Source organism: Methylomonas sp. MS20, from assembly GCF_050275925.1.
Taxonomy (GTDB): domain Bacteria; phylum Pseudomonadota; class Gammaproteobacteria; order Methylococcales; family Methylomonadaceae; genus Methylomonas; species Methylomonas koyamae_A.
Window position 1 is genome coordinate 872,868 of record NZ_CP189962.1, and the last position, 20,535, is coordinate 893,402.

Annotated in this window: 18 protein-coding genes; 4 read left to right on the forward strand and 14 right to left on the reverse strand. The window is 59.2% G+C overall.

The annotated features are described in order from the left end of the window. Positions 1-175: 175 nt before the first annotated feature. The 4 genes from ACQE3D_RS03850 (at position 176) to ACQE3D_RS03865 (ending at position 4,366) form a co-directional block, all read left to right on the forward strand. Positions 176-1,243 (forward strand): cobalamin-independent methionine synthase II family protein, encoded by a 1,068-nt coding sequence (locus ACQE3D_RS03850; RefSeq protein ID WP_313729047.1) that lies wholly within the window; start codon positions 176-178, stop codon positions 1,241-1,243. 829 nt (positions 1,244-2,072) lie between these two features. After that, positions 2,073-2,711, forward strand: coding sequence for a hypothetical protein (locus ACQE3D_RS03855; protein ID WP_139306215.1), 639 nt, complete (start codon positions 2,073-2,075; stop codon positions 2,709-2,711). Between the two features lie 59 nt (positions 2,712-2,770). After that, positions 2,771-3,082 (forward strand): immunity protein TriTu family protein, encoded by a 312-nt coding sequence (locus ACQE3D_RS03860; protein WP_313729046.1) that lies wholly within the window; start codon positions 2,771-2,773, stop codon positions 3,080-3,082. A 180-nt stretch (positions 3,083-3,262) separates the two neighbouring features. Beyond that, a complete protein-coding gene (locus tag ACQE3D_RS03865; RefSeq protein ID WP_313729045.1) occupies positions 3,263-4,366 on the forward strand; it encodes a glycosyltransferase family 2 protein in 1,104 nt (367 codons plus the stop codon). Positions 4,367-4,559: 193 nt separating this feature from the next. Here the strand turns inward: ACQE3D_RS03865 and ACQE3D_RS03870 are convergent, their stop codons facing one another. The 14 genes from ACQE3D_RS03870 to rfbF form a co-directional block, all read right to left on the reverse strand. Next, the gene (locus ACQE3D_RS03870) at positions 4,560-6,212 is read right to left on the reverse strand and encodes an ATP-binding protein (RefSeq protein ID WP_313729044.1); all 1,653 of its coding nucleotides are present in this window, start codon (positions 6,210-6,212) and stop codon (positions 4,560-4,562) included. Further along, a complete protein-coding gene (locus ACQE3D_RS03875) occupies positions 6,209-7,480 on the reverse strand; it encodes an HD-GYP domain-containing protein (RefSeq protein WP_313729043.1) in 1,272 nt (423 codons plus the stop codon). The genes ACQE3D_RS03870 and ACQE3D_RS03875 overlap by 4 nt, the downstream gene beginning before the upstream one ends. 656 nt (positions 7,481-8,136) lie before the next feature. Then, a complete protein-coding gene (locus ACQE3D_RS03880) occupies positions 8,137-9,324 on the reverse strand; it encodes a glycosyltransferase (protein ID WP_313729042.1) in 1,188 nt (395 codons plus the stop codon). A gap of 37 nt (positions 9,325-9,361) precedes the next feature. Further along, positions 9,362-10,180 (reverse strand): cephalosporin hydroxylase family protein, encoded by an 819-nt coding sequence (locus ACQE3D_RS03885; RefSeq protein ID WP_071157772.1) that lies wholly within the window; start codon positions 10,178-10,180, stop codon positions 9,362-9,364. A gap of 36 nt (positions 10,181-10,216) precedes the next feature. Then, positions 10,217-11,314 (reverse strand): FkbM family methyltransferase, encoded by a 1,098-nt coding sequence (locus ACQE3D_RS03890; RefSeq protein WP_313729041.1) that lies wholly within the window; start codon positions 11,312-11,314, stop codon positions 10,217-10,219. Continuing rightward, positions 11,311-12,504: an FkbM family methyltransferase gene (locus ACQE3D_RS03895; RefSeq protein ID WP_427551402.1), complete on the reverse strand. Its 1,194-nt coding sequence runs from the start codon at positions 12,502-12,504 to the stop codon at positions 11,311-11,313. The genes ACQE3D_RS03890 and ACQE3D_RS03895 overlap by 4 nt, the downstream gene beginning before the upstream one ends. A gap of 45 nt (positions 12,505-12,549) precedes the next feature. Beyond that, positions 12,550-13,548 carry a radical SAM/SPASM domain-containing protein gene (locus ACQE3D_RS03900; RefSeq protein WP_313729039.1) on the reverse strand — a complete coding sequence of 333 codons (999 nt, stop codon included), beginning with the start codon at positions 13,546-13,548 and terminating at the stop codon, positions 12,550-12,552. A 5-nt stretch (positions 13,549-13,553) separates the two neighbouring features. Then, on the reverse strand, positions 13,554-14,879 hold the full coding sequence (locus ACQE3D_RS03905) for a glycosyltransferase family 4 protein (protein WP_313729038.1): 1,326 nt from the start codon (positions 14,877-14,879) through the stop codon (positions 13,554-13,556). A 25-nt stretch (positions 14,880-14,904) separates the two neighbouring features. Further along, entirely contained in the window at positions 14,905-15,933 is a 1,029-nt protein-coding gene (locus tag ACQE3D_RS03910) for a radical SAM protein (protein WP_313729037.1), read from the reverse strand. Between the two features lie 49 nt (positions 15,934-15,982). Next, a complete protein-coding gene (locus ACQE3D_RS03915) occupies positions 15,983-16,828 on the reverse strand; it encodes an NAD-dependent epimerase/dehydratase family protein (RefSeq protein WP_313729036.1) in 846 nt (281 codons plus the stop codon). Positions 16,829-16,876: 48 nt separating this feature from the next. Then, complete coding sequence (locus ACQE3D_RS03920; RefSeq protein WP_313729035.1) at positions 16,877-18,100, reverse strand: class I SAM-dependent methyltransferase; 1,224 nt, start codon at positions 18,098-18,100, stop codon at positions 16,877-16,879. Continuing rightward, a complete protein-coding gene (rfbC, locus tag ACQE3D_RS03925) occupies positions 18,097-18,648 on the reverse strand; it encodes a dTDP-4-dehydrorhamnose 3,5-epimerase (RefSeq protein ID WP_313729034.1) in 552 nt (183 codons plus the stop codon). The genes ACQE3D_RS03920 and rfbC overlap by 4 nt, the downstream gene beginning before the upstream one ends. Beyond that, on the reverse strand, positions 18,645-19,757 hold the full coding sequence (gene rfbG, locus ACQE3D_RS03930) for a CDP-glucose 4,6-dehydratase (RefSeq protein ID WP_313729033.1): 1,113 nt from the start codon (positions 19,755-19,757) through the stop codon (positions 18,645-18,647). Before rfbG ends, rfbC begins: the two co-directional genes overlap by 4 nt. Further along, complete coding sequence (rfbF, locus tag ACQE3D_RS03935; protein WP_313729032.1) at positions 19,721-20,488, reverse strand: glucose-1-phosphate cytidylyltransferase; 768 nt, start codon at positions 20,486-20,488, stop codon at positions 19,721-19,723. Before rfbF ends, rfbG begins: the two co-directional genes overlap by 37 nt. Positions 20,489-20,535 lie beyond the last annotated feature (47 nt).

Sequence of the window (20,535 nt, forward strand, 5' to 3'; positions counted from 1 at the left end):
GGCGAATCAACCTAACGATCATGAAAGGGTTCGCCCCAAGGCGTGAGAAAAAGGGCGTGGGAGCGGCTTTAGCGGCGATTGACGGCGTTCCGCCACCGGTATGTCCGTATTTTACCCAACGGATTCTTTTAGGCTTAATGACCTACGACAACCTGCAAATCACTCGGAGAAGCCCATGATAATACCGACCGAAGCCATCGGCAGCATCCCCCGCCCGCCGCAATTGTTGGATGCGCTGAGCGAATTCCGCGCGGGCCGGTTGCCGCGCGAACGGCTGGATGCGTGCTACGACGCGGCGCTGCGAGACACCCTGGAACGCTTCGAGCGGACCGGATCGCCGGTGATTTCCGACGGCGAACAGACCAAATCCAGTTTCGCCACCTATCCGCTGGAAGGGCTGGACAATCTTGCCGCTGACGGGGTGGTTATCCCGTTCGCCGACGGGCATACCCGGCAACTGCCCAGGTTGAATGCCGGGCCGTTCCGCTACGGCGCTTATGCCGGCGATTATGTCCGCGCCGCCAAACGCTATACCGCACGGCCGCTGAAACAGGCCGTCATCTCGGCGTCGGCGCTCAGTCTGCTTTACCCGCAACAGGGCTTGGAAGGCTATACGCGCGAGGCGTTTATCGACGATCTGATCCGGGAAGCCGTGGCGGACATCTGCGGTTGTCTGGCGCAAGGCGCGCAACATGTGCAGATCGATTTTACCGAAGGCCGATTGTCCGTGAAGCTCGATCCGTCCAAACAACTGCTCCGGCAATTCATCGCGCTGAACAACCGGGTATTGGCGCATTTCACGGCGGACGAACGCCAACGGATCGGCGTCCATACCTGTCCGGGCGGCGACCACGACTCCACCCACAGCGCCGACGTTGATTATGCCGAGCTGTTGCCCGAGCTGTTTCAACTTCAGGCCGGCCATTTTTATATGCAACTGGCGAGCGAAAACCGACCGGAACAGGTCTTGGCCGTGGTCCGCGACCATCTCCGGGGCCATCAGCGGGTCTATGTCGGCGTCATCGATGTGCTTGATCCGGCGGTCGAGTCGCCGGAATCGGTCCGCGACCGGATCTTGCAAGCCGCCGAATTTATACCAATCCACCAATTGGGCAGCACCGACGATTGCGGATTTTCGCCGTTCGAGGACGACCGCTCTACCGGGCGAGACACCGCATTCGCCAAAATCGAAGCCAGAGTGATCGGCACGAAGCTGGCCGAGGCCGCGCTGAAATTAGGGTAGGCAGTGGTTGAGGCAAACCATTCCGAAGCCAGCTTGAATCCACGCGATTTCGCGCGGATATTTCAACCGAGCGATCCGTGCTTGTCCTCGCTTTGGTGTCTTAGGCCCACACATCGGCGCTGACGGCCATTTCGCCGGGCGAGGCATTTTTGGGGGATCGCCCTGGTCCGGGTCGCGCCGGGAGCTTGAGCGGCGGAACGTTAATGTTCGCGCGCTTCGCGGCGTTTTTAGTTCAATCCGCCGCGATGTGCCCGACAGGTCCGGCGACTCTGAGCTGAAGACCAGCGCTTCAACAAAATCTCACATCGATTGCCAATCACACTGGACCGTTCCGGTTTAGACCGGGAAGCATTCAAGGTGAACCCGCAGCGGTCAGTGTTGGAAGTGCAGAGTTCTCGACGAAACGGCTAACGACTTCTCGGCAACCTGCAACGTTCTCGGTTGAACATAGACCAGTGTCTGGTTGAGGTAGATCGCTCGATGCCCGCCGAAGAACATTGTCCGATTGGAGTAGATCGCCGAGGTGGCGCAGTGCGGCGTTCCATGGTTATCGTGGAACGCTTCAAAAACTTTCTAGGCCGATTCGCGTTCATCGTAAAACGTTCCGTGTTCCAACAAGCACGTTGCTTATCGAAGCTGGAACGATGCTGTACCAATAGAGAAGCATGCATGTTCAACACAGATCGCTGTGGCTTGCAGCCGGAATCGTCCCCGCTCAATCCGCAACGGTGAGGTTTGAAACCGCTCCGTCGAGTATCCCGGCCGGCCGGCCCGAGGTTTGAGCCGGAACGGGAGGTTTTCGGCCGGCGGGATAGATACATCTGGTAGATTGCTTGGAAGTAATGTCTTTAAGTTAAGCCGTTGGCTGAGCGAAGTCGAAGCAAAATGGCTGGCTTCGACTTCATTCGGCCGGCGGCTTATATGGACTGTAACCGTTGAACTTCAGGGCATTGGGGTGTTCGGCAATCCGGTCGGCTATACGGATCCGACGGGGACTTTCGGGTTGTTCGGGGCGTTTGTTGGCGCAACCTTTGATTTTGGTTTGCAAATGTACAGCAACGGTGGTGATATTGGTGCCGTCAACTGGGGAGATGTCGGTATTTCCGCTGCTTTGGGGGCGACGGGTGGAGGTCTCCTAGGAAAAATTGGCAAGATTACCGATACAATTTGGGATACGAGTAAAGTTGTAAAGGAAACAACCAGAGTCGGGCGGTGGATGTCGCAGGCTGAGCATGATGCCATGAAGGCGTCTGGAAAGGTGCAGGAAAGCTTTTCTGGAACCACCCATGTTGCGGATCCAGAGGATGCTTCGGCTTTTATAAACCAGGCGAAGCCGGGAAGTATGTACGTTGAGTTCAACGTCCCGACGTCATCGTTGAAGGCAACAAATGAAGGTTGGGCTAAAATTATTGGCCCCAACTCTCTAGAGGGGCGGCTTGCGGCTCGAAAAGGAATGTCAATTCCTTAAATGCCCGAAGCAACGGATATCCTACACTCGGCAACTAAACTTCCATGAGAGGAGAGAGCGTGTTGGACACCTTTATCGGCTGGGCAAAGCAAATCACAGATAAGGCTCTCGGCAATGATGTCGAGGCGAGAGTCACAGAAAGCGAAATGTCACACAATCCATCAGCGCGACTCGATATAGATACGCCTACGATGGTGGCTCGGATTACATATTGGGAAAGTGGTGATTTCGACGCAGAGATTATTGAGCTAGAGACGGAGAGGACTATTTTCTCAAGCCATGGAAGTTTACATGAGGGACGGGCGTTCTCGGAACAGTTCGCCGACTTCTTTGAGTCGCTTAGTATCGCTGGGCCGTCCGATTATGCTTAGCGTCGGTTCCGAAGCGGTCGCGTTTAACGCGGGTCACAAATTCCCGAAAGATGCCGCGCCATTACCGGCATCATCTCGCCGGCGATCTGTTTCCCGGTCGTGGCCTTGCGCGTTGGCGGTCGGCTGCGTTGCCGACTTGGCGTCACCGCCGGCAGGGTTCCGGCCTATTTTGAGTAGCCTATGAAAATCGATATTACTTTTTTGAATTACGAGCAGTGCCAGGTCATGTTGTCGGAGACGCCGCGCGACGGCGTGCTGGTGGTTTGCCAGACCGACGCAGCCGGCGCCGAGGTCGTGCTGGGCCGCTTTCCGCTGACCGGCGCGGCCTTGCCGATCGCGATACCGATCGGCACCGAGCGGAGCGAGGAGTTGGAGCGCCTGGTGTTCCACGAATACAACGGCGACACGCAACGGGCGGTCGCGCACCGGTTGAATCTGGCCGCCACGCTGTTAGCCCGGCAAGCCTTGCAAGCCGGGGTTTACCGGGCTAGGCCGAGTACGGTCAAGCGGGTGGCGGCGCTGACGATTGCCTATAACGAGGACTTCGTGCTGCCGAAATGGGTGGATTACTACGGACGCCAGTTCGGTCTGGAAAATCTGTATGTGATCGACGACGGCTCGGACCGCGATCCGCGCACTTATCTGCCGGCGGCCGTCAACGTGATTCGCCAGCCCCGCACCAGTTTCGATTCGTGGCGACTGTCGCGCAGTCTGGGCATTTTCCAACATTTTCTGCTGGAGACTTACGACTTGGTGGTGGTGACCGATTCAGACGAATTCATCGTGCCGACCCGCTCCGCGTATTCGAGTCTGGCCGATTACGTGACCCGCTTGTCCGTCGATACGCCCAGGCGGTTAATCCCGACCGGTTGGGATTTGGTGCATCTGCGTGGTAGCGATGCGGCGATCGATCTATCTCAGCCCATCGTCGGCCAGCGGCGGGCCTTGTTGCGCAACACCGCCTTGGACAAGGTGGCCATCCTCAGCGACCCCGTGTCGTTCACGCCGGGCCAGCACCAATGCTACGAACGCAGCGAAAAAGCCGACGACCTGACGCTGATTCATTTGCGCTATTTCGATTACGAGTTTTCCCGCGAAAAACTCCAGCGCTACCGGACCACGACCTGGGCCGCCAACGATTTATCGGCCGGCCTGTCCTACCATCAACGCCAGGAATTCAGCGCGTTGGAGCAGGAGTTTCAGCGCTTCGAGGACCGTTACCAAGGCGGCGGTCAGGAAACCAACGTACTGAACGACTTCTGGCGGGCGCAGTTGGGGGTGTAGCGGGGAGGGCTTTTTTGAGCAATCAAGACGCTCGGATTCTGCGTTTGAAGAAGGCGGTTGTTGGTAACGCGGACTGCCGCTATCGATCCGTTTTTTACGGTTGCGCTTCGCCAAAGCGGCTTGCTGGGCCGGTCCAACTTCCGCGAACTTGAGGCGGCAAAGCAACCACGGGCGACCTCGCCAAATTAGCCTGTCAGCCGGTCCGGGGCAACAAGACTCGAAAGCAAGTGCCCTTGCCGACCGTGCTTTTCACTTCGATGCGTCCGTTGTGTTTGTTCACGATGCCGTAGGATAAGGAAAGACCCAAGCCGGTGCCCATGCCGACCGACTTGGTGGTAAAGAACGGATCGAAGATTTTTCCAAGCTGATCTGGCTTGATGCCCTTGCCGGTATCCTCCACCTCAACCCAGACACTGTTCTCGTCATAAGCGGTGCGAAGCGTAATTCGGCCGTGATCCTCGATGGCTTGCACCGCATTGATCAGCAGGTTCATGAACACTTGGTTGAGTTGGGACGCGATGCAGTTGATCTCGGGGATTGCGCCGTATTCCTTGACGACCTCGGCTTTGTACTTGATTTCGTTCCATACCACGTTCAGCGTGCTGTCGAGCCCCGCCTCCAGATTCGCCGACTGCTTTTCCAATTCGCCAACGTGAGAGAAATCCTTTAGATCCTTAACGATACGCCGCACTCGCTGCAAACCGTCGAGAGATTCCGCCAGAAGTTCGCCGATGTCTTGGCGCAGATAGCCGATATTGATTTCCTGCTTCAGAAGCGTAATGTCCTGCAAGGCCTCATTCACCAGCTTACCTTCGACGTCTTCGTAAGCCGCCAGCAGTCTGAGCATTCCATCCACATACTCCTGCAAGGTACTCAAGTTGGAGTTGACGAAGCCAATGGGATTATTGATCTCGTGAGCCACGCCGGCCGCGAGCTGACCGATCGAAGCCATTTTTTCGGATTGCAGCAGTTGCATCTGGGTTTCTTCAAGCTGCTTGATCAGGTCCTCTTGACGCGCCTTCTCGGCCAGCAGTTGGGTATTGGCCATTTGCAGCGAGGCGGTGCGCTTTTGAACCTGCTCTTCGAGTTTATCTCGGGAGTCGCGCAACGCTTCCTCGGCGCGTTTGTGTTCGGTGATATCGTTGAAGCCGAAGACGCGACCGATGATGTGTTCGCCAAGATATTGCGGCCGCGATCGGCATTCGAAAACCCGGCCATCCTGGAGACTCAGGATATCTTCGGTTTCCCCGTCCCCAACGAGCTCTTGTAAGCGCACACGAAATGCCTCGGGCTCGACGACCTGCCCGGTAATGAACTCGAGAATATCGGCTTCTTCTGTCTCGAACAGCAAGTCGTCCGAAATGCCCCACATGCTACTGAACTGGCGGTTGATGTTGGCGATCTTGCCGTGCCAATCGATGACCAGTATGCCGTTGCCGGTCGATTCCAGCGTGGCCCTGAGCTGGGACAATAGCTGGGCCAGGGCATCCTCGGCCTTGTGTTCGTTTTGGACATCCCTGGCTTGGATCAGAATCAGCGGACGGCCATCGTGGTGAATGATCTTGACCGATTTGGTCACCGTCAGCAGCGAACCGTCGGCGCATTGATAAAGCCCATCCTGGGTCTCGATATCCTGGTATTGGCCGTTGCGGACGTCTTCCCAATAAAACACGTCCTGCAATGAACTTTCGATATTCGTGATCGCCATGGCCAGCAAATCCAGTTCCGAATAGCCGAGCATTTTCTCTGCCATCTTGTTGGCGACGATGATCCGCAACTCACCGGGTTCAACCAGCAGCATCATATGCTGGCAGTAATCGATCATCAGATGTTCGAGGCTGCTCATCTGGCTTGCTCCTGGCCGGGGCTGCTCGGGTCGAAATAATAATTGACCCGTTTGCGAGGACTGAGGTAGTTGTATATTTCCCTCGGAACCTGCGCAGGTCTGATCGCCTTCGCGATATTCGCATCCGCTTCGCAGGCCATGTCCACCAGGATAGCCTCGTCCCTGGGGATATCCGCGTCGTAAATGAGCACCAGCGGTTTCATCGGCTTGGCGGTATTGACGGTGACGACCATGCCGATCACGCCGTTGGAAAACTGCACGATCGTACCGGGCGGATACACCCCAAGACAACGGATGAAGACCTGGAGCAATTTCTGATCGAATTTGTTGCGCAACTTGGCGAACATCGTCGACAAAGCCTCGTGAGGCGTCAGCGCGTTGTTAATGTTCACCGGGTTGCAAAGTTCATCATAATGGTTGGCAATGACGACGATGCGGGACAGTAAGCCTATCGCTTCGCCCTTGAGTCTGCTCGGGTAGCCGGTCCCATCGAACAATTCGTGATGTTCGCTGATGATGGTCAAGACGGCGGGTGCAAGCCCCAGTCGCTGGCCGATATCCGCGCCATACTGGCAATGCATTTCGAATAAATGCCGCTCGGCCTGATTGAGCGGCTCCTTTTTCATCAGGATCTTGGACGGAATCTCCTTATGACCAATATCGTGAAATAGCGCGCCTATGCCCAAAGTGCCGACCACTTCTTGGGGCAACTCGATGTCGCGCGCCATCATCAGCGACAGCATGGTGACATTCAACGAGTGGTAATACATTTCCTCGGCACCTGCCTTGCCTATCATGACGTGTATGGCGAGTTCCGGCGCGGAAAGCAGGGAGTCGATAATTTGATCCACCAATTGTCCCGCCTTTCGCACGGTCTCCGCCGGCATGGTAAACAGGCTTTTCTCGATGCCGTGTATCGTTTTAGCGGTATCGATAAAGGCATTTTCAATCCGCGCCGCTGCCTCTCGCTGCCGCTGGATGCGTTCTACCAGCGCGACCTTGGCCGCCAACACCGGCGAAATATCAGGCTTGGCCGCTTCCGGTGTTTGCTGTACCTGCTGTGTCTTTTGAGGGAGCGGATTGACATCGCTGAGGGCCGGATCGTAACGAATCGACTTGAGCCCGAGACTCTGGATGGTCTTGATCTGTGCCTCGTTCTTGATCTTGAAATTGCTGAACGAGAACGGGTGATCAAACCACTTGAGATCGAGGTGGATATATAACCCGACCCGGAGCTGATCCATCGTAATATTGAAGTTATCTGGCATCGGTAGCGACAGTCCGATCTACTTGTATCAAATGGAATACCGCGGAATTCGGCGGTCTCGACCGATATTCCGCGCCCGGCCACTCAAGATTTTGCGATCCGTCTTCCGATGGATGTCGGCACCGCCGCAGTGTGATTGAGCGGAAGTCTCTTCCAAATTGACGTGCCGGTGGCGGTTGGTTTCGTCCCGTAAACTTATGTATCGGCGCATTTGCGAAGCCGGCCGCTCATTTTTCCCGAAAACCAATGTGAAACGCTGCCGCAAAGGTTGATTCGAGATTTTCGGTCAAGGTCGTCTGGCGTTCATTCTCCGCCGAATGCCTTCGGATTAGGCCACTAATTTTCAGTGTCTGTCAACGCGCGCTTGCACGCTATCATAACAACTCGAGCAATCACAAGGGAATTGATGGAGCGATAGCGATCGGTCACTAGTTCTATTCGACTTCGTCGGATACTCTGGTGGCCGGCTAGGTGACTGATTGCCTAACGTTCGTGAAAAGATTTTCGCCCCGGAGAATGCAACAAATGGGCGTGGGAGCGGCTTCAGCCGCGATTGAGGGCGTTCCGACACCGGTCTGTCCGCACCGTGATCAACGACTTTGTGCAAGGTCCATCACCGAATACTTGGGTTACCGCCAATTTGCCGCGAAATTCGGATCAGCAATCGCCGTCGGCATTTAGCAAGCCCGGCATCAGACCGTCGACGAAGCTGGCGAAGCGGCGTGATAGCCGCTCGGGAGCCGCCGGCGTTTTATCCTCGAAGACTTCGATCAACTCGATGAACCAGCATACGACGTCGGCGGCAAACACCGGTTGCAAGCTGTAGGGCGGCGCGCAAAATTTCAGGTAGCCGGCCAGCGCTCGCGGGTGCTCTGCGAACAGCATGCGGGCGGCGGCGTGGCTGGATTCGGCACTGACCATCGGTAGAAAGCCGGCGGCGTAGATTTTGGCGAATACCTGTTGGGCGCAGACGGCGCGTTGCAATGGGTCGGCAATCGGCGAGTGGCTGCCGCCCAAGAACAAGGCGCATTGGACCGCGGTACTCAGCGCGGTGAAATACACGAACGAAAACTGCAGACCGACGCCTTTGCAGATCAGTTCGTAGAAGCGTTGGGTGCCGTCGCCGTTTTGCGAGCCGTTCGCCGGATAATGTACCAAGCAGCCCGGCCCTGGCTGGCTGACGAAATCGCCCAAGGCCAACCGATTCAATTCCCACAAGTCTTCGGCCAAGGTCAGGCCGTGCAGCGGCGTCGCGGCCAGGAATTGCAAGGCGTGGTTCAGCGCGCCGCGTCGCGAGGCGTTGTACATCGTCGCGCGGGCCACCTCGGGGCGCCAGGTTGGCAGACGTTCGGCCGGGGTTGCACCCTGCATCGCCGCTTGGCTGACGTTGACCAGCTTGCCGTCGCCGATGTCCACGAAGGTACTGCCGACCTCGGCGCAGCTGAGTTTGGCGTCGCCGCGCAGCAGTTCGAAGGCGTCGGCGTGATAAGTCGGCGACATCCAGTCGTCGTCGGCCATCATCGCGCAATAGGGTAAGTCGCCGCACCACTCGAACAGATAGCTCAAATTGCCTGCGCCGCCGACGTTCTTCTGGTGTGCGATCGCGAAGATATAGGGATTCAGGGCCCGGATGCGTTCCAGAAATTCGCGTTTTTCCGGCGTTTCGCTGTTGTCGGCGACCAGCACCACGGTTTCCTCGTTGGCCGTGCCGACCAGCGAGGCGATCACCGAGCGCGCCATCGGCGTCCAGCGCGCGGTCGGCAATAAAATCGCGGCTTGCGCGGAGGCGGGCAGCGGCGGAAAGTGCCGGTCGCCGGTGGCGATTAACGGAACTTCGTGAGTCATGGCGCGTTCGGTGCGAGGTATCGAACCATGGTTGGTGTCAAGCCGGTACGCGGCGCAGAAAGCCGTCCGGCGAGGCGGTGATGGCGATTTTATGTTCGAGGGTTTTATCAATCTCGAAATTCAGCACCTTGCCGTCGGCGGCTTGGCGGCCTTCGCCGCGCAGCAGGCGCAGATATTCCCAAACCGCGGTTTTCGGGTTGTTGCCCTTGTCCCAGGGACGGTCGCGGCAAAAGCCTTCCGGCAGATCTTCGACGCCGGTATCCCAGACCACGCAGTAGCTGTCTTCCGAGGTCAGCGGCGCGTAGGCTTCCAGTTCGGCCAGCACATGGTCGTGGGTGTGGTTGGAGTCCAGGAAAACCAAGATGCGTTGGGCTTGCGCGGCGCGGGCCTTGACGGTGGCGACGATGTCCGGGGCGATCGACGATCCCTGGAGGGTCTCGATTTTATGCGCCAGCGGATGGGCTTCGATGGCCGCGCGGTTGTGGGGACGGATGTCGATGTCTATGCCCAATACCTTGCGCGGGCTTTGCAGCGGGTCCAAGGCTTGGCCGGCGGCGACCGCGTCGCAATAGTCCAGCAGGGCCAGCATCGATGCGCTCAGCACCAGCGAGCCGCCGTGGGCGATGCCGGTTTCGACGATCAGGTCCGGCTTGACCCGCCAAATCAATTCCTGAATCGCGTAAACGTCCTGCGGCACCTGGATGACCGGCCGGCCTAGCCAGGTAAAGTTCTGGGCGTAATTATGGCGGATGGATTCGCGCACCCAGATGTTGGAAAGTCCGATGAAATCGCGGTCGGTGCCGATCCGGCGAATGTTGTCGGCGACGTAAGTTTCGAATTGCTTGTTGGCGTCCATGAGAGGTTTCGGTGTGGTGGGGGCGAAATCGGGTGGTTATTCTTTCCAGCAATACAGCACGGTTTCCATCAGCAGCGGCGAATGGTGGCGCAACGCGAAGCGATAGCTAGAATCCAGGCTACGCACGTAGGCCGGAATCTCGAAAATATCGCTGGGGAAGTGGTAGACGCTGAGCGCCATTTTGGGGCCGCAGCGGCGGATCGTGGCGGCCGCGCCGCGCAACATTGCTAGTTCCAGGCCTTCCACGTCGGCTTTGATTAAGCTGGCCGGCTGGCCTTGCAGGTAGTCGTCCAGGCTGTAAACCGCGCTAGTCGGCAGATCGTCGCGATCGGCGGCGGCCTCGACCAGATTCAAGCTTTGTGCCGGTCCGCTGACGTTGACGCAAGCCATCCGGCCGCTGGCCTCGGCAACGCCGGCGTTGACCAGCGCGATTTGACCGTCGTCCAATGCCCACTCCGCCGTCAAGCGTTCGGTCCGCCGGCGCAACGCGGCGAATTGCCGCTCGCCCGGCTCGAAGGCGTGAATGCGTTTGAAGGCGCCGTGGCAGGCCCAGATGAACTTCTCGACGGTATCGCCGACGTAGGCGCCGGCATCGATGAAAATGTGGCGGTCGTCGTCGGCAAATCCCGGCAGGCAAAAATATTGATCGGGGGCTTGCACGTCGCGGCAAGGTGCCGGCGAGCCGCTCAGCCAGGCCAACACCACGGCGCCCAGGGTTTGCCGGGATAATTCGTCGGCGAGAAAAGCCTCGTTGATTTCCAGAATGTCTGGATAGCGGCTGACCGCGAAAAACGCATCGAAACTCAGCGCGGTCAGGCCGGTTGCGGTCAATTGCTCGACGACGGCTTTAGCCGCGTGGCGGGCGGCCACCAGCACCCAGCCGGTTTCGGCGACCGAAGGATGCTCCGGCGCTACGACCGGAACGCCGCGTATCGCCGTGTGCCATTTTTCGGGATTGCGGTCCGCCACGCAAACGACCTTGGCGCCCAACCCTTGCAGATACTGGACGGCCCAGGTGCCGACGAATCCGGCGCCGTAGACGACGATGCCCGTCGAAAGCGCTGCCTGAAAGCGGCTAACCAAGGGCTGTTGATCGGTACGGAGATCGGCGGCGCGCGTCCAAAAATCGCTCAATGGCTGCTCCGTTCGTTGGGCAGGGCGTAGATCACCGCGCCGGTGCCGCACCAACTGTGCAGGCGCAGCAAGAACCGGTAATTCGGCAAGGTTTGCATCAGCCACAGCGGCAATTCCCAGAGTCCTTGGACGTTGTGGTAGGACGTGGCGACGACGATAGGCCGATGACTCAACAAGGTCTGCTCGGCGCCCTTCAGCGCGTCGAGCTCGCCGCCTTCCAGATGCAGTTTGATGAAGGTCGGCGTAAACTCCAAATCGTCCAGCGCGACGACCGGCAATTTGCGCTTGCCGAGCGGGGTCAGTTGCGAGGCATAGTCCAAGCCTTCGTAAAACCGCCCCATCCCGGTTCGAGCGGCGATTCCGCAATCCATGACCCGCAACCGGGCATCGTCGCAAAGCCCCAGTTCGTCCATGGTGACTTCGAGTTGCGCGAGGCTGGTTCGGTCAGGCTCGATCAAGCAGAGTTCGGCGAAGCGGCCCTCGGTCAGTTGGCAAAAGCGCCGGGCGACGCCGCCGGTATGGGCGCCCAAATCGATAAAACGCTCCTCGTGGTTTAGGCAGTCCAACACTTCGGGGATAAAGAAGCGGTCGTCGGTCGTGACCGGCGCGGCGGAAAACGTCCATTCCTGGCGCAGCCGCCGCCAGGCGATGAATTGCAGGTGGTGCGCGCGGGACACGGCGTCGTGCCAGCCGTCCAATACCGTTTCGATGCGGTCCAGATCAATGTCGCTGAACGGGTCGGCGAACCAGCCGTTGGAGAGCGGATGGCGATCGCGGTAGGCTTCGGCAATGTCGTAAAACGGCACGGCATCCTGCCAGCCTTGCCGAGTCAAATATTCGGCCACCGGTGTAAAAGGATCGTTGGCGATGCTGATTGCCAGCAAGGTCTTGGTTTTGAGTTTGTTCGGGACGTCCTCGGGCGCGATCAACCGGGTTTGTTCCCAGAACGGGGTGTTTGCCAGCGTGCCGGCGTTGGCGTCGACGACGGTTTGCACGGTGACGTCGATCCGCTTGAAGTAGGCATGGGCCAGTCTGCCTAAATTGCCGGCACCGTACAACGTTACCGGCTTGTCTACTCGGCGAGGGGCTGCGTGACTCGGTACTTGCTGTAACCGGCGCAGCATTCGGCGGGCTTCGGCCGGATCGGGTAGGCGGCTAAATTGCCGGGCGATGGGATGTTGCAAGATCATCGGCTGAACGGATTTGCGATCGGGAACACGACGAATCGGGGCGCTTCAATCGTCCAACAGCGTCCGGATTTGTTCGGCATGGGCGCTGAGATCGACGACGGTTTTGGCGCCGCAGTAATAACAAATTGGTTTCTGGTGCTTGAGATCGCCTCCCAGCATGGTTTTGCGAATGTCGTTGAGCGCGCGGCCTTCCAGTATCTCCCGCAGACTTTGTTGGCTCAGATCGCCGATCGCCAATTCGCCGAAGATGTCTGCGCAACAGGCCGAAATCTTGCCGTCGAATTTGACGTAGGCCATGTAGAACGGCATTTCGCAGGGTGCGTTGGAACCGGCGAAGCCGATTTTTTGGCCGTCGTGGGTGTGGAACACCGGCATGTCTTTCAGATGGACCACCTGCGAATGCTCGCATAAGGTTTTCAGGCCGTCCCAACCTCGCTGGAACAGGCTGTCGGTGATGCCGTACAACTCGGCGTCGGATGAGGCCAGTTTGATGTAAAGCTGGACGGTTTGACGCTGTTCGACGGCTTCGGCCGCCGCGTAAATGTTGCGCATCAACTTGTCGAAGAAGTCCTTACCCTTGATGGTTTGGTATTCCTCGCGGCTGAAGGCATCCAGACTGATGTGGATTTCGTCGACGCCGGAATTCAACAGTTCTTCCAGAATCTCGGGTTTCAGGACGGTGCCGTTGGTGATGATGCGCAGCTTTCCGGCTAGCCCCCGCGACTTGCAGGCGGCCAGCATCGCCGCGATCTTTTTGTTCAGCAGCGGTTCGCCGTAACCGTGAAATTGGATCATCGCCATCTTGTAAGGTAAGGCTTGCAGATCGGTTAGCAGTTTGTCGAACACCGCGTCGCTCATCATGCCCTTGCGGTGATCGGTGTCGTAACGTCCGGAGTGCATGTCGCAGAAGGTGCAACTCAGATTGCATTCCGATGTCGGCTCGACGATCAGACTCAAGATGCGTTTTTCGGCGAGCGCCTTGAGCAGATTGTCGACCCGGGTTGCGGCGATGTCGATGTTTTTGGCTTCTTGTTTGGTGAGCATAAAACTTACGCTAGGGTTTGCCGGGCATTGAGCGGTGCGGAACGGAGCGGCTCGGCGAGCGCCCGGCTCCAGGACCGCAGTCTCGGGTTGTCCGGAAAGTACTTCAAAAAGTGAAACACGCTGCCTTTTGAGCGCTCGAAATCGCCATGCGCCAAGTCCGCGCCGGCGGGGATACTACCGTCGTCGGCATACGGGCCGTTCGGGTTTTGGAAGGCTTTAAACCAGTCGCAGGGGCAGTTACCGAATACGGCGGCGTAAGCAGGTTGGCGTTTTTCGGCGTTCATCAAATCCAGGTAATGCGCATTGAGTCCGGCAGTCATTTCGGCAAAAGTGTAGCGGGTTCTGGCGAATCCGGCGGCCTGCTGGGCCAAGGCCAAGCGTTGTTCGGGTTGGTTAATCAGCCCGGTCAGCGTCTCGGCGAATTCGGCGGGGCCGTTGACGACCAAACCGGTTTGGCCGTGCGTGACGATTCGGCGCTCGGCCGGGTTGTCCAGCACGATAGGCACGACGCCCATCGCCATCGCTTCGACCAGCGCGTTTTCGGCGGTGCCGTAGTGCAGCGGGTTCAGCAGATATACCAGAATATCCAGGTCGGCCAAGGCGGCGAGGATGTCCTCGGAATAACCGGCGAATTCGAATAAATCCGGCCGGCCGACGGCGGCGCACCGCGCTTGCAGTTCGGCGCGGTTGGCGATGTCGCCGAGCAATTTAACGCGTAGGTTGGCCAGCGGCACCGCCGCCAGAAACTCGACGAAGCGCGGATGCAGCTTGGCGAAGTTCAAGGTGCCGACGTAACCCAGACGCGGCGGCCGGCCTTGACGTTGCGGGAGCGGCGGCAAGTCGGCGAGGCCGGCGCTGGAGACCACGCCAAGGCTTTGTCGCTCGGCATCGCTCAAATCGGCGAAGGCAGGGTTATCCAGCGAGCATGCCGAGGTGAACACCCAGCGGTCCGCGATCGCCGCTAAACCGGCCGGGATGAGCGGATTCCCCAGGCCGGAAATATGGCACCAAAACAAGGCCCTGTGCGGCGGGAGCTCGGCTTCGCATAAGCACTTGGGCAACAGCGGATGGTTCCAGAATTCGAATTGCACGATGTCAGCCTCCGCCATCGCAACGCGCAGCCTATCGGGCGACGGACAAACTTCGACCGCGAAATTCGGATCGCCTAGCGAGGTGATGGCTTCGACGAACTGGGTTTTTTCCAACGCTTCCAGGCAAATAAACCGGTGCGACACCCCGGCGTTCTCAGCGGCCGCTTGCCGGGCTAGGCCCGATAGGGCTTTACCGACGCCGCCGCCCAGGTGCGGGGTGATGTGCAGGACCCGGATCATTGATGGTTGGCTGGAAGCCGTCGGTTCAAGCGGTTTCTAGGACGCTGCGTCGCAACAGCTTGGGCAGCAATTGCTCGCGGTAAGGATCGATGTTGTCGGGCAGGCAATGAGTGAGCTGACCGCATTGCGAGCACACCGGGTTTTGCCGGCGCTTGCCTTCCAAATGTTGAATCCGCAAGCGGTTGAAGGCGTCGGAATGCCAGATGTCGCGGATCGATTGTTCTCTGGCGTCGCCGATGATCAACTTGCGGCCCCAGTCCAGAAAGCAGGAGCTGACCAAGCCGTCGGCATTGACCGACATCGAATAAAAAATGTAGGGGCAGGTGTCGGTCGGCGTGATGGGTTGCTGGTAAATGCCTTCGGTAATCTTGAAGCCGGTGCGGGTTTCCACGTCGAATTCCGGCCAGCATGGCGCGAAATTTTCGATAAAAATCCGGTCGCAGTAATCGCCGAAGGTATCGTAGAACTCTTGCTGCTGAGCTTCGGTAATCAACTCTCTGGGAATTTTGATGACGATTTCGCAATCGCCCTTGTGCTCGTACAACCAATGAATGTTATCGACGAAGCGCTGGAACTCGAAGTCGAACTTGGTGAAGCGTTGGTATTGCTCCTCGTTCATACCGTCGACCGAAATATTGATCTTATCCAGGCCGGCTTCGATCAGCGGTCCCATCCGGTCCGGATCGATCAGCGTGCCGTTGGTGGTGGTGTCGATGTAAGGTATCCGGCCGCTTTGCTTGGCATAGGCCACCATCTCGGCCAGGTGTTTGTTCAGCAGCGGCTCACCGTCCTTGTACATCCGCAACACTTTGATGTCTTGCGGGAAGTCCGCCAAGTCGTCGATGATCTTTTTAAACAGCTCCAGCTTCATCGCGCCCTGGTAGCGGCCGGTTTGCTTAATCAGTTCGCGGTCGCCGGTCGGGCAAAACGTACATTGAAAGTTGCAGGAACTGGCCGGATCGACGAACAACACGAACGGCGTTTCCAGCGGAATCACGTCTTGCAGCGGGGTGCGTTCGTCGAGGTTAATGCGAGGTTTGATTTGTGCTTTCATCAAGGTTTTCCTAGGGTTGGCTCCTGCGGTGTCGATAGCGCCCGACGACTCAGTCGAGCGTTCCCAACAACTGGGTCAGTTTGCGCCGATTGCCCCAAAACGCCATCGGTTCGTAATCGGGGTAGGCATGGTAGCCCAGATTCAACGCGATGTCGGCGCCTCGCTTGCGAATATGCCGCTCGACCAGCGTTCTGATCGAAATCGGCGTACCGCTACAGACGTTGTAGACACCGTTGGCGTCCGGGCGTTCGACTAATTGCACCAGGCGGCGGGCCGCGACTTCGATCGGCAGGTAATCGCGGAGCTGTTCTCCGCCGGACATATCGAATGTCGGCCGCCCGTCGGCAATCGCCCGCTCCAATTGCGCCAGCAGGCTGTTGGCGTGCTGGCCTTCGCCGTACAGGTAGAACAGTCTAGCCCATTGCAGCGTGAAGGAATGATGTCGTTGGAGTTGTTGCAGAAATTTTCGCAAACTGTCCTTCGCCAGCGCGTAGGGATTGGCCGGCAGCGTCGGCAAATCTTCGGCCAGGCAGCCGTTTCGCAAGCCGTATTCGAAGCAGGTGCCGGCGACCAATAATTGCCCGACGCCTTGTTCGACCAACGACTTCAGGAAGCGGTAATCGCCGATCAGGTTTTGTTCGAAATGGAACAGCTCGCGGTAATTGGGCAGTCCCGGCCAAGCCAGGTGGATCACCGCGTCAAGTTGTCCCAAGCGGTCCGGCAAGCGGTCGGCGTGTACGTCGCCGCTCAGGAACTCGACTCGGTCGAACCAAACCAAACCTTGCGCCTTGCCGGCGTCGCGAGCCAGCGCGGTGACGCGGTGGCCGCGTTCCAGTAAGTGTGTGACGACGTGGCGGCCGACGAAGCCGCTGGCGCCGGTAACTAAGACTTTCATGGTCGGCTCCGGGCGAGTCTGGGCTGGATTCGCGTCGGCATCTTCGGCCTAAAACACGCTCAATTCCGGCACCGCGACCGCGAATTGCCCGCCCCAGTCGCGGATTTTCCGGTAATCGGCGACGATTTCGGCGCGGATATTCCACGGCAGAATCAGCAGGATGTCCGGCTGGCGCTCCGTCAGCGCGGTCGGCGGCAGAATCGGGATGTGCGAACCGGGTAGGAATTTACCTTGCTTGGACGGCGCGGCATCGCAGACATAGGCCAGCAAATCCGGTTTGACGCCGGCATAGTTCAGCAGGGTGTTGCCCTTGGCCGCCGCGCCGTAGGCGGCGACTCGCCGACCGAGCCGGCGTTGCTCGATCAGAAAGGCCAGCAAATCGTTTTTGATGCGGTCGGCGCGCGGCTGAAACGCCCGGTAAACGGCCAAGTCGGCCAGGCCGAAGTCGCGCTCGTGGGTCAACACCTGGGCGACCGCCGCCGTCGGCTCGCGCCCGTGTTCGGCATGGCAACCGTACACCCGCAGGCTGCCGCCGTGGGTGGCCAGTTCCTCGACATCCCAAATCCGCAAGCCGGCCCGTTCGAAGATGCGGCTGACGGTTTGCAGCGACAGGTAGGAATAGTGTTCGTGGTACACGGTATCGAACTGGGCCGATTCGATCAGCCGCAAAAGGTGCGGAAATTCCAGCGTAATCGTGCCGGCCGGTTTCAACGCCGTTTTGAGGCCGGCGGTAAAGTCGTTGATGTCCGGCACGTGGGCGTAGACATTGTTGCCGACGATCAGATCGGCGCGTCGGCCCTGGTCGGCCAGACGGTGGGCCAGCGCGTCGCCGAAAAACTCGCGCAGAATCGGAATGCCTAGGGCTTCGGCGGCGGCGGCGGTGCTGGCGGTGGGTTCAATGCCCAGGCAGGGAATGCCGGCGGCGACGAAGTTTTTCAGCAAATAACCGTCGTTGGCGGCGACTTCGACGACCAGGCTGTCGGCATCCAACGCCAAGCGCTCGCGGATGGTCTGGCAGTAATCGGCGGCGTGGCGCAGCCAGCTTTGCGACACCGACGAAAAATAGGCGTAGTCGCGATCGAACAATTGCTCGGCCGCCGCGTAATCCTCGGTTTGCACCAGCCAGCATTGTTCGCAGACGTAGAGTTTCAGCGGGTAATACAGTTCGGGCTTGTTCAGGTCGGTGGCATTCAAGTAGGCGTTCGACGGCGGTGCGAAACCCAGGTCTAGGAATACGTGTTCGAGCGGCGCGTGGCAGTGGCGGCAGTTCATAAGGCGATTCCGCGAAAGTCGGGGGGCAGGGCGGGGTGTTGGGCGTCTCTGGCCGATAAGTCACCGATCGGTAAGGGCCAGGCGATTTGCACGGACGGATCGGTCGGCGAGACGCCGGCTTCGGCATCCGGACAGTAGGCGGCGGTATGCAGATACAGCAGTTCGCTGGCGGCTTCCAGCACTTGAAAGCCGTGCGCGCAGCCTTCCGGAATCACCAGCATCCGGGCGTTGTCCGCGCTCAATTCCTCGGCGTGCCATTGTAGGAAGGTCGGCGAATCGGCCCGTAGATCCAGCGCCACGTCCCAGACCCGGCCGCGCAAACAGCGAACGAATTTGGTCTCGGCATGCGGCGGCCGCTGATAGTGCAGGCCGCGCGCCGCGCCGACCGCGCGGGTCAGCGAATGATTGATCTGGACGATGCGGCGCGTGCCGACCGCTTGAGCCAGTTCGTCTTCGCAAAACCAGCGGGCGAACGCGCCGCGCGAGTCTTGAAACGCTGAGGTCTCGACGACGACGACGCCGGCCAGCGGGGTGGGTAAAAGCTTCATGACCGAGCCCAGGCGATGCCCGCTTGCCTCGCCGCTGCCGAATAGTCCTGCAATTGCGCCCGACTGACCGCCGGCTTGGCGGATAGCGGCGCTTGGTACCAAGCTGCCGTGGCGGCCAGCGCGGTATCCAGCGGCCAAACCGGCCGCCAATCGAGTCGGCTTTTGGCCTTGCTGCTGTCCAGATACAGTAGGCCGGCTTCGTGCGGTTGCGGAGCGCTGCCGATTTGCCAGTGCAGTTTCGGCCAATGCCGCTGCAACTCGGTCAATACGTCGGCCACGCTACGGTTGCCTTCGGCGTCCGGGCCGAAGTTCCAGGCGTCGGCGGCATCGCGCCGTTCCTCCAGCAAGTGTTGGCCCAGCAGCAGATAACCGCTCAACGATTCCAACACGTGTTGCCAGGGCCGGGTGGCTTGCGGGGAGCGGATTTCCAGGGTCTCGCCGGCTTCGACGGCGCGGACCAAATCCGGAATCAGCCGGTCTTCCGACCAATCGCCGCCGCCGATCACGTTGCCGGCGCGGGCCGTGGCCAGTAATGGCGTACCGGAGCGTTGAAAAAAAGCATCGCGATAACTGGCCGCCAACAGTTCCACCGCCGCCTTGGAGGCGCTGTAAGGGTCGTGGCCGCCTAGGCTATCGGTTTCCCGGTAGCCCCACGGCCATTCGCGGTTTTGATAGCACTTGTCGGTGGTGACGACGACGACGGCTTTCACCGCCGGCACGTGGCGGCAGGCCTCCAACAGATTGGCGCTGCCGACGACGTTGCTGGTCCAGGTGTCCAGCGGTTGCCGGTAGCCGCGCCGTACCAAGGGTTGCGCGGCCAAATGAAAGACGATGTCGGGTTGGACATCGGCGACGATTTCGGCCACCGCCGCGCTGTCGCGCATATCCTGAAGGTATTCGACCATGTCCAGGCCGAGTAGCTGCCAATGGTTGGGCGCGGTTTCCGGCGGCAAGGCCAGGCCGATCGGCTCGGCGCCCAGTTCCCGCAACCACAGGCTCAGCCAGCTGCCCTTGAAACCAGTGTGGCCTGTAACCAGCACCCGCCGGCCGCGATACTGGCCGTTGAACAAGGTCATGCCCAAACCTTCCAGGGCGGATCGAGGCGCCACAGTTCTTCCAATTGGGTCTTGTCGCGCAAGGTATCCATTGCTTGCCAGAAGCCGGCGTGCTTGTAGGCGCGCAGTTGGTCTCGGGCGGCCAGATCGGCCAGCGGTTGGCCTTCCCAACTGCTTTGATCGCCATCGATTACTTCGAAAATATCCGGCTCCAACACGAAAAAGCCGCCGTTGATCCAGGCCCCGTCGCCGGCCGGCTTTTCCTGAAAGCCCTTGACTGCGGTGTCGGCGATGTCCAGCGCGCCGTAGCGGCCGGGCGGTTGGATCGCGGTGACGGTCGCCCATTTGCCGTGGCGGCGGTGAAAATCAATCAACGCGCCGATGTCCACGTCGGACAATCCGTCGCCGTAGGTAAAACAGAAGGCTTGGCCGTCCAGGTAATCGCGCACCCGTTTCAGGCGGCCGCCGGTCATCGTCGCTTCGCCGGTATCGATCAGCGTGACCCGCCAGGGTTCGGCGTAGCGCTGGTGGACTTCCATCCGGTTGGCGGCCATGTCGAAGGTGACGTTGGACATGTGCAGGAAGTAGTTGGCGAAGTATTCCTTGATCACGTAGCCCTTGTAGCCTAGGCAGATGATGAACTCGTTGATGCCGTAATGCGAAAACAGCTTCATGATGTGCCAGAGTATCGGCCGGCCGCCGATTTCTATCATCGGTTTGGGCTTTAAATGCGATTCCTCGCTGAGCCGCGTGCCGAGGCCGCCGGCCAGTATGACTGCTTTCATAGGAGTTCGATTAAGGCGTTGGCGGGAAGAGATTACTCGCTGCTCCG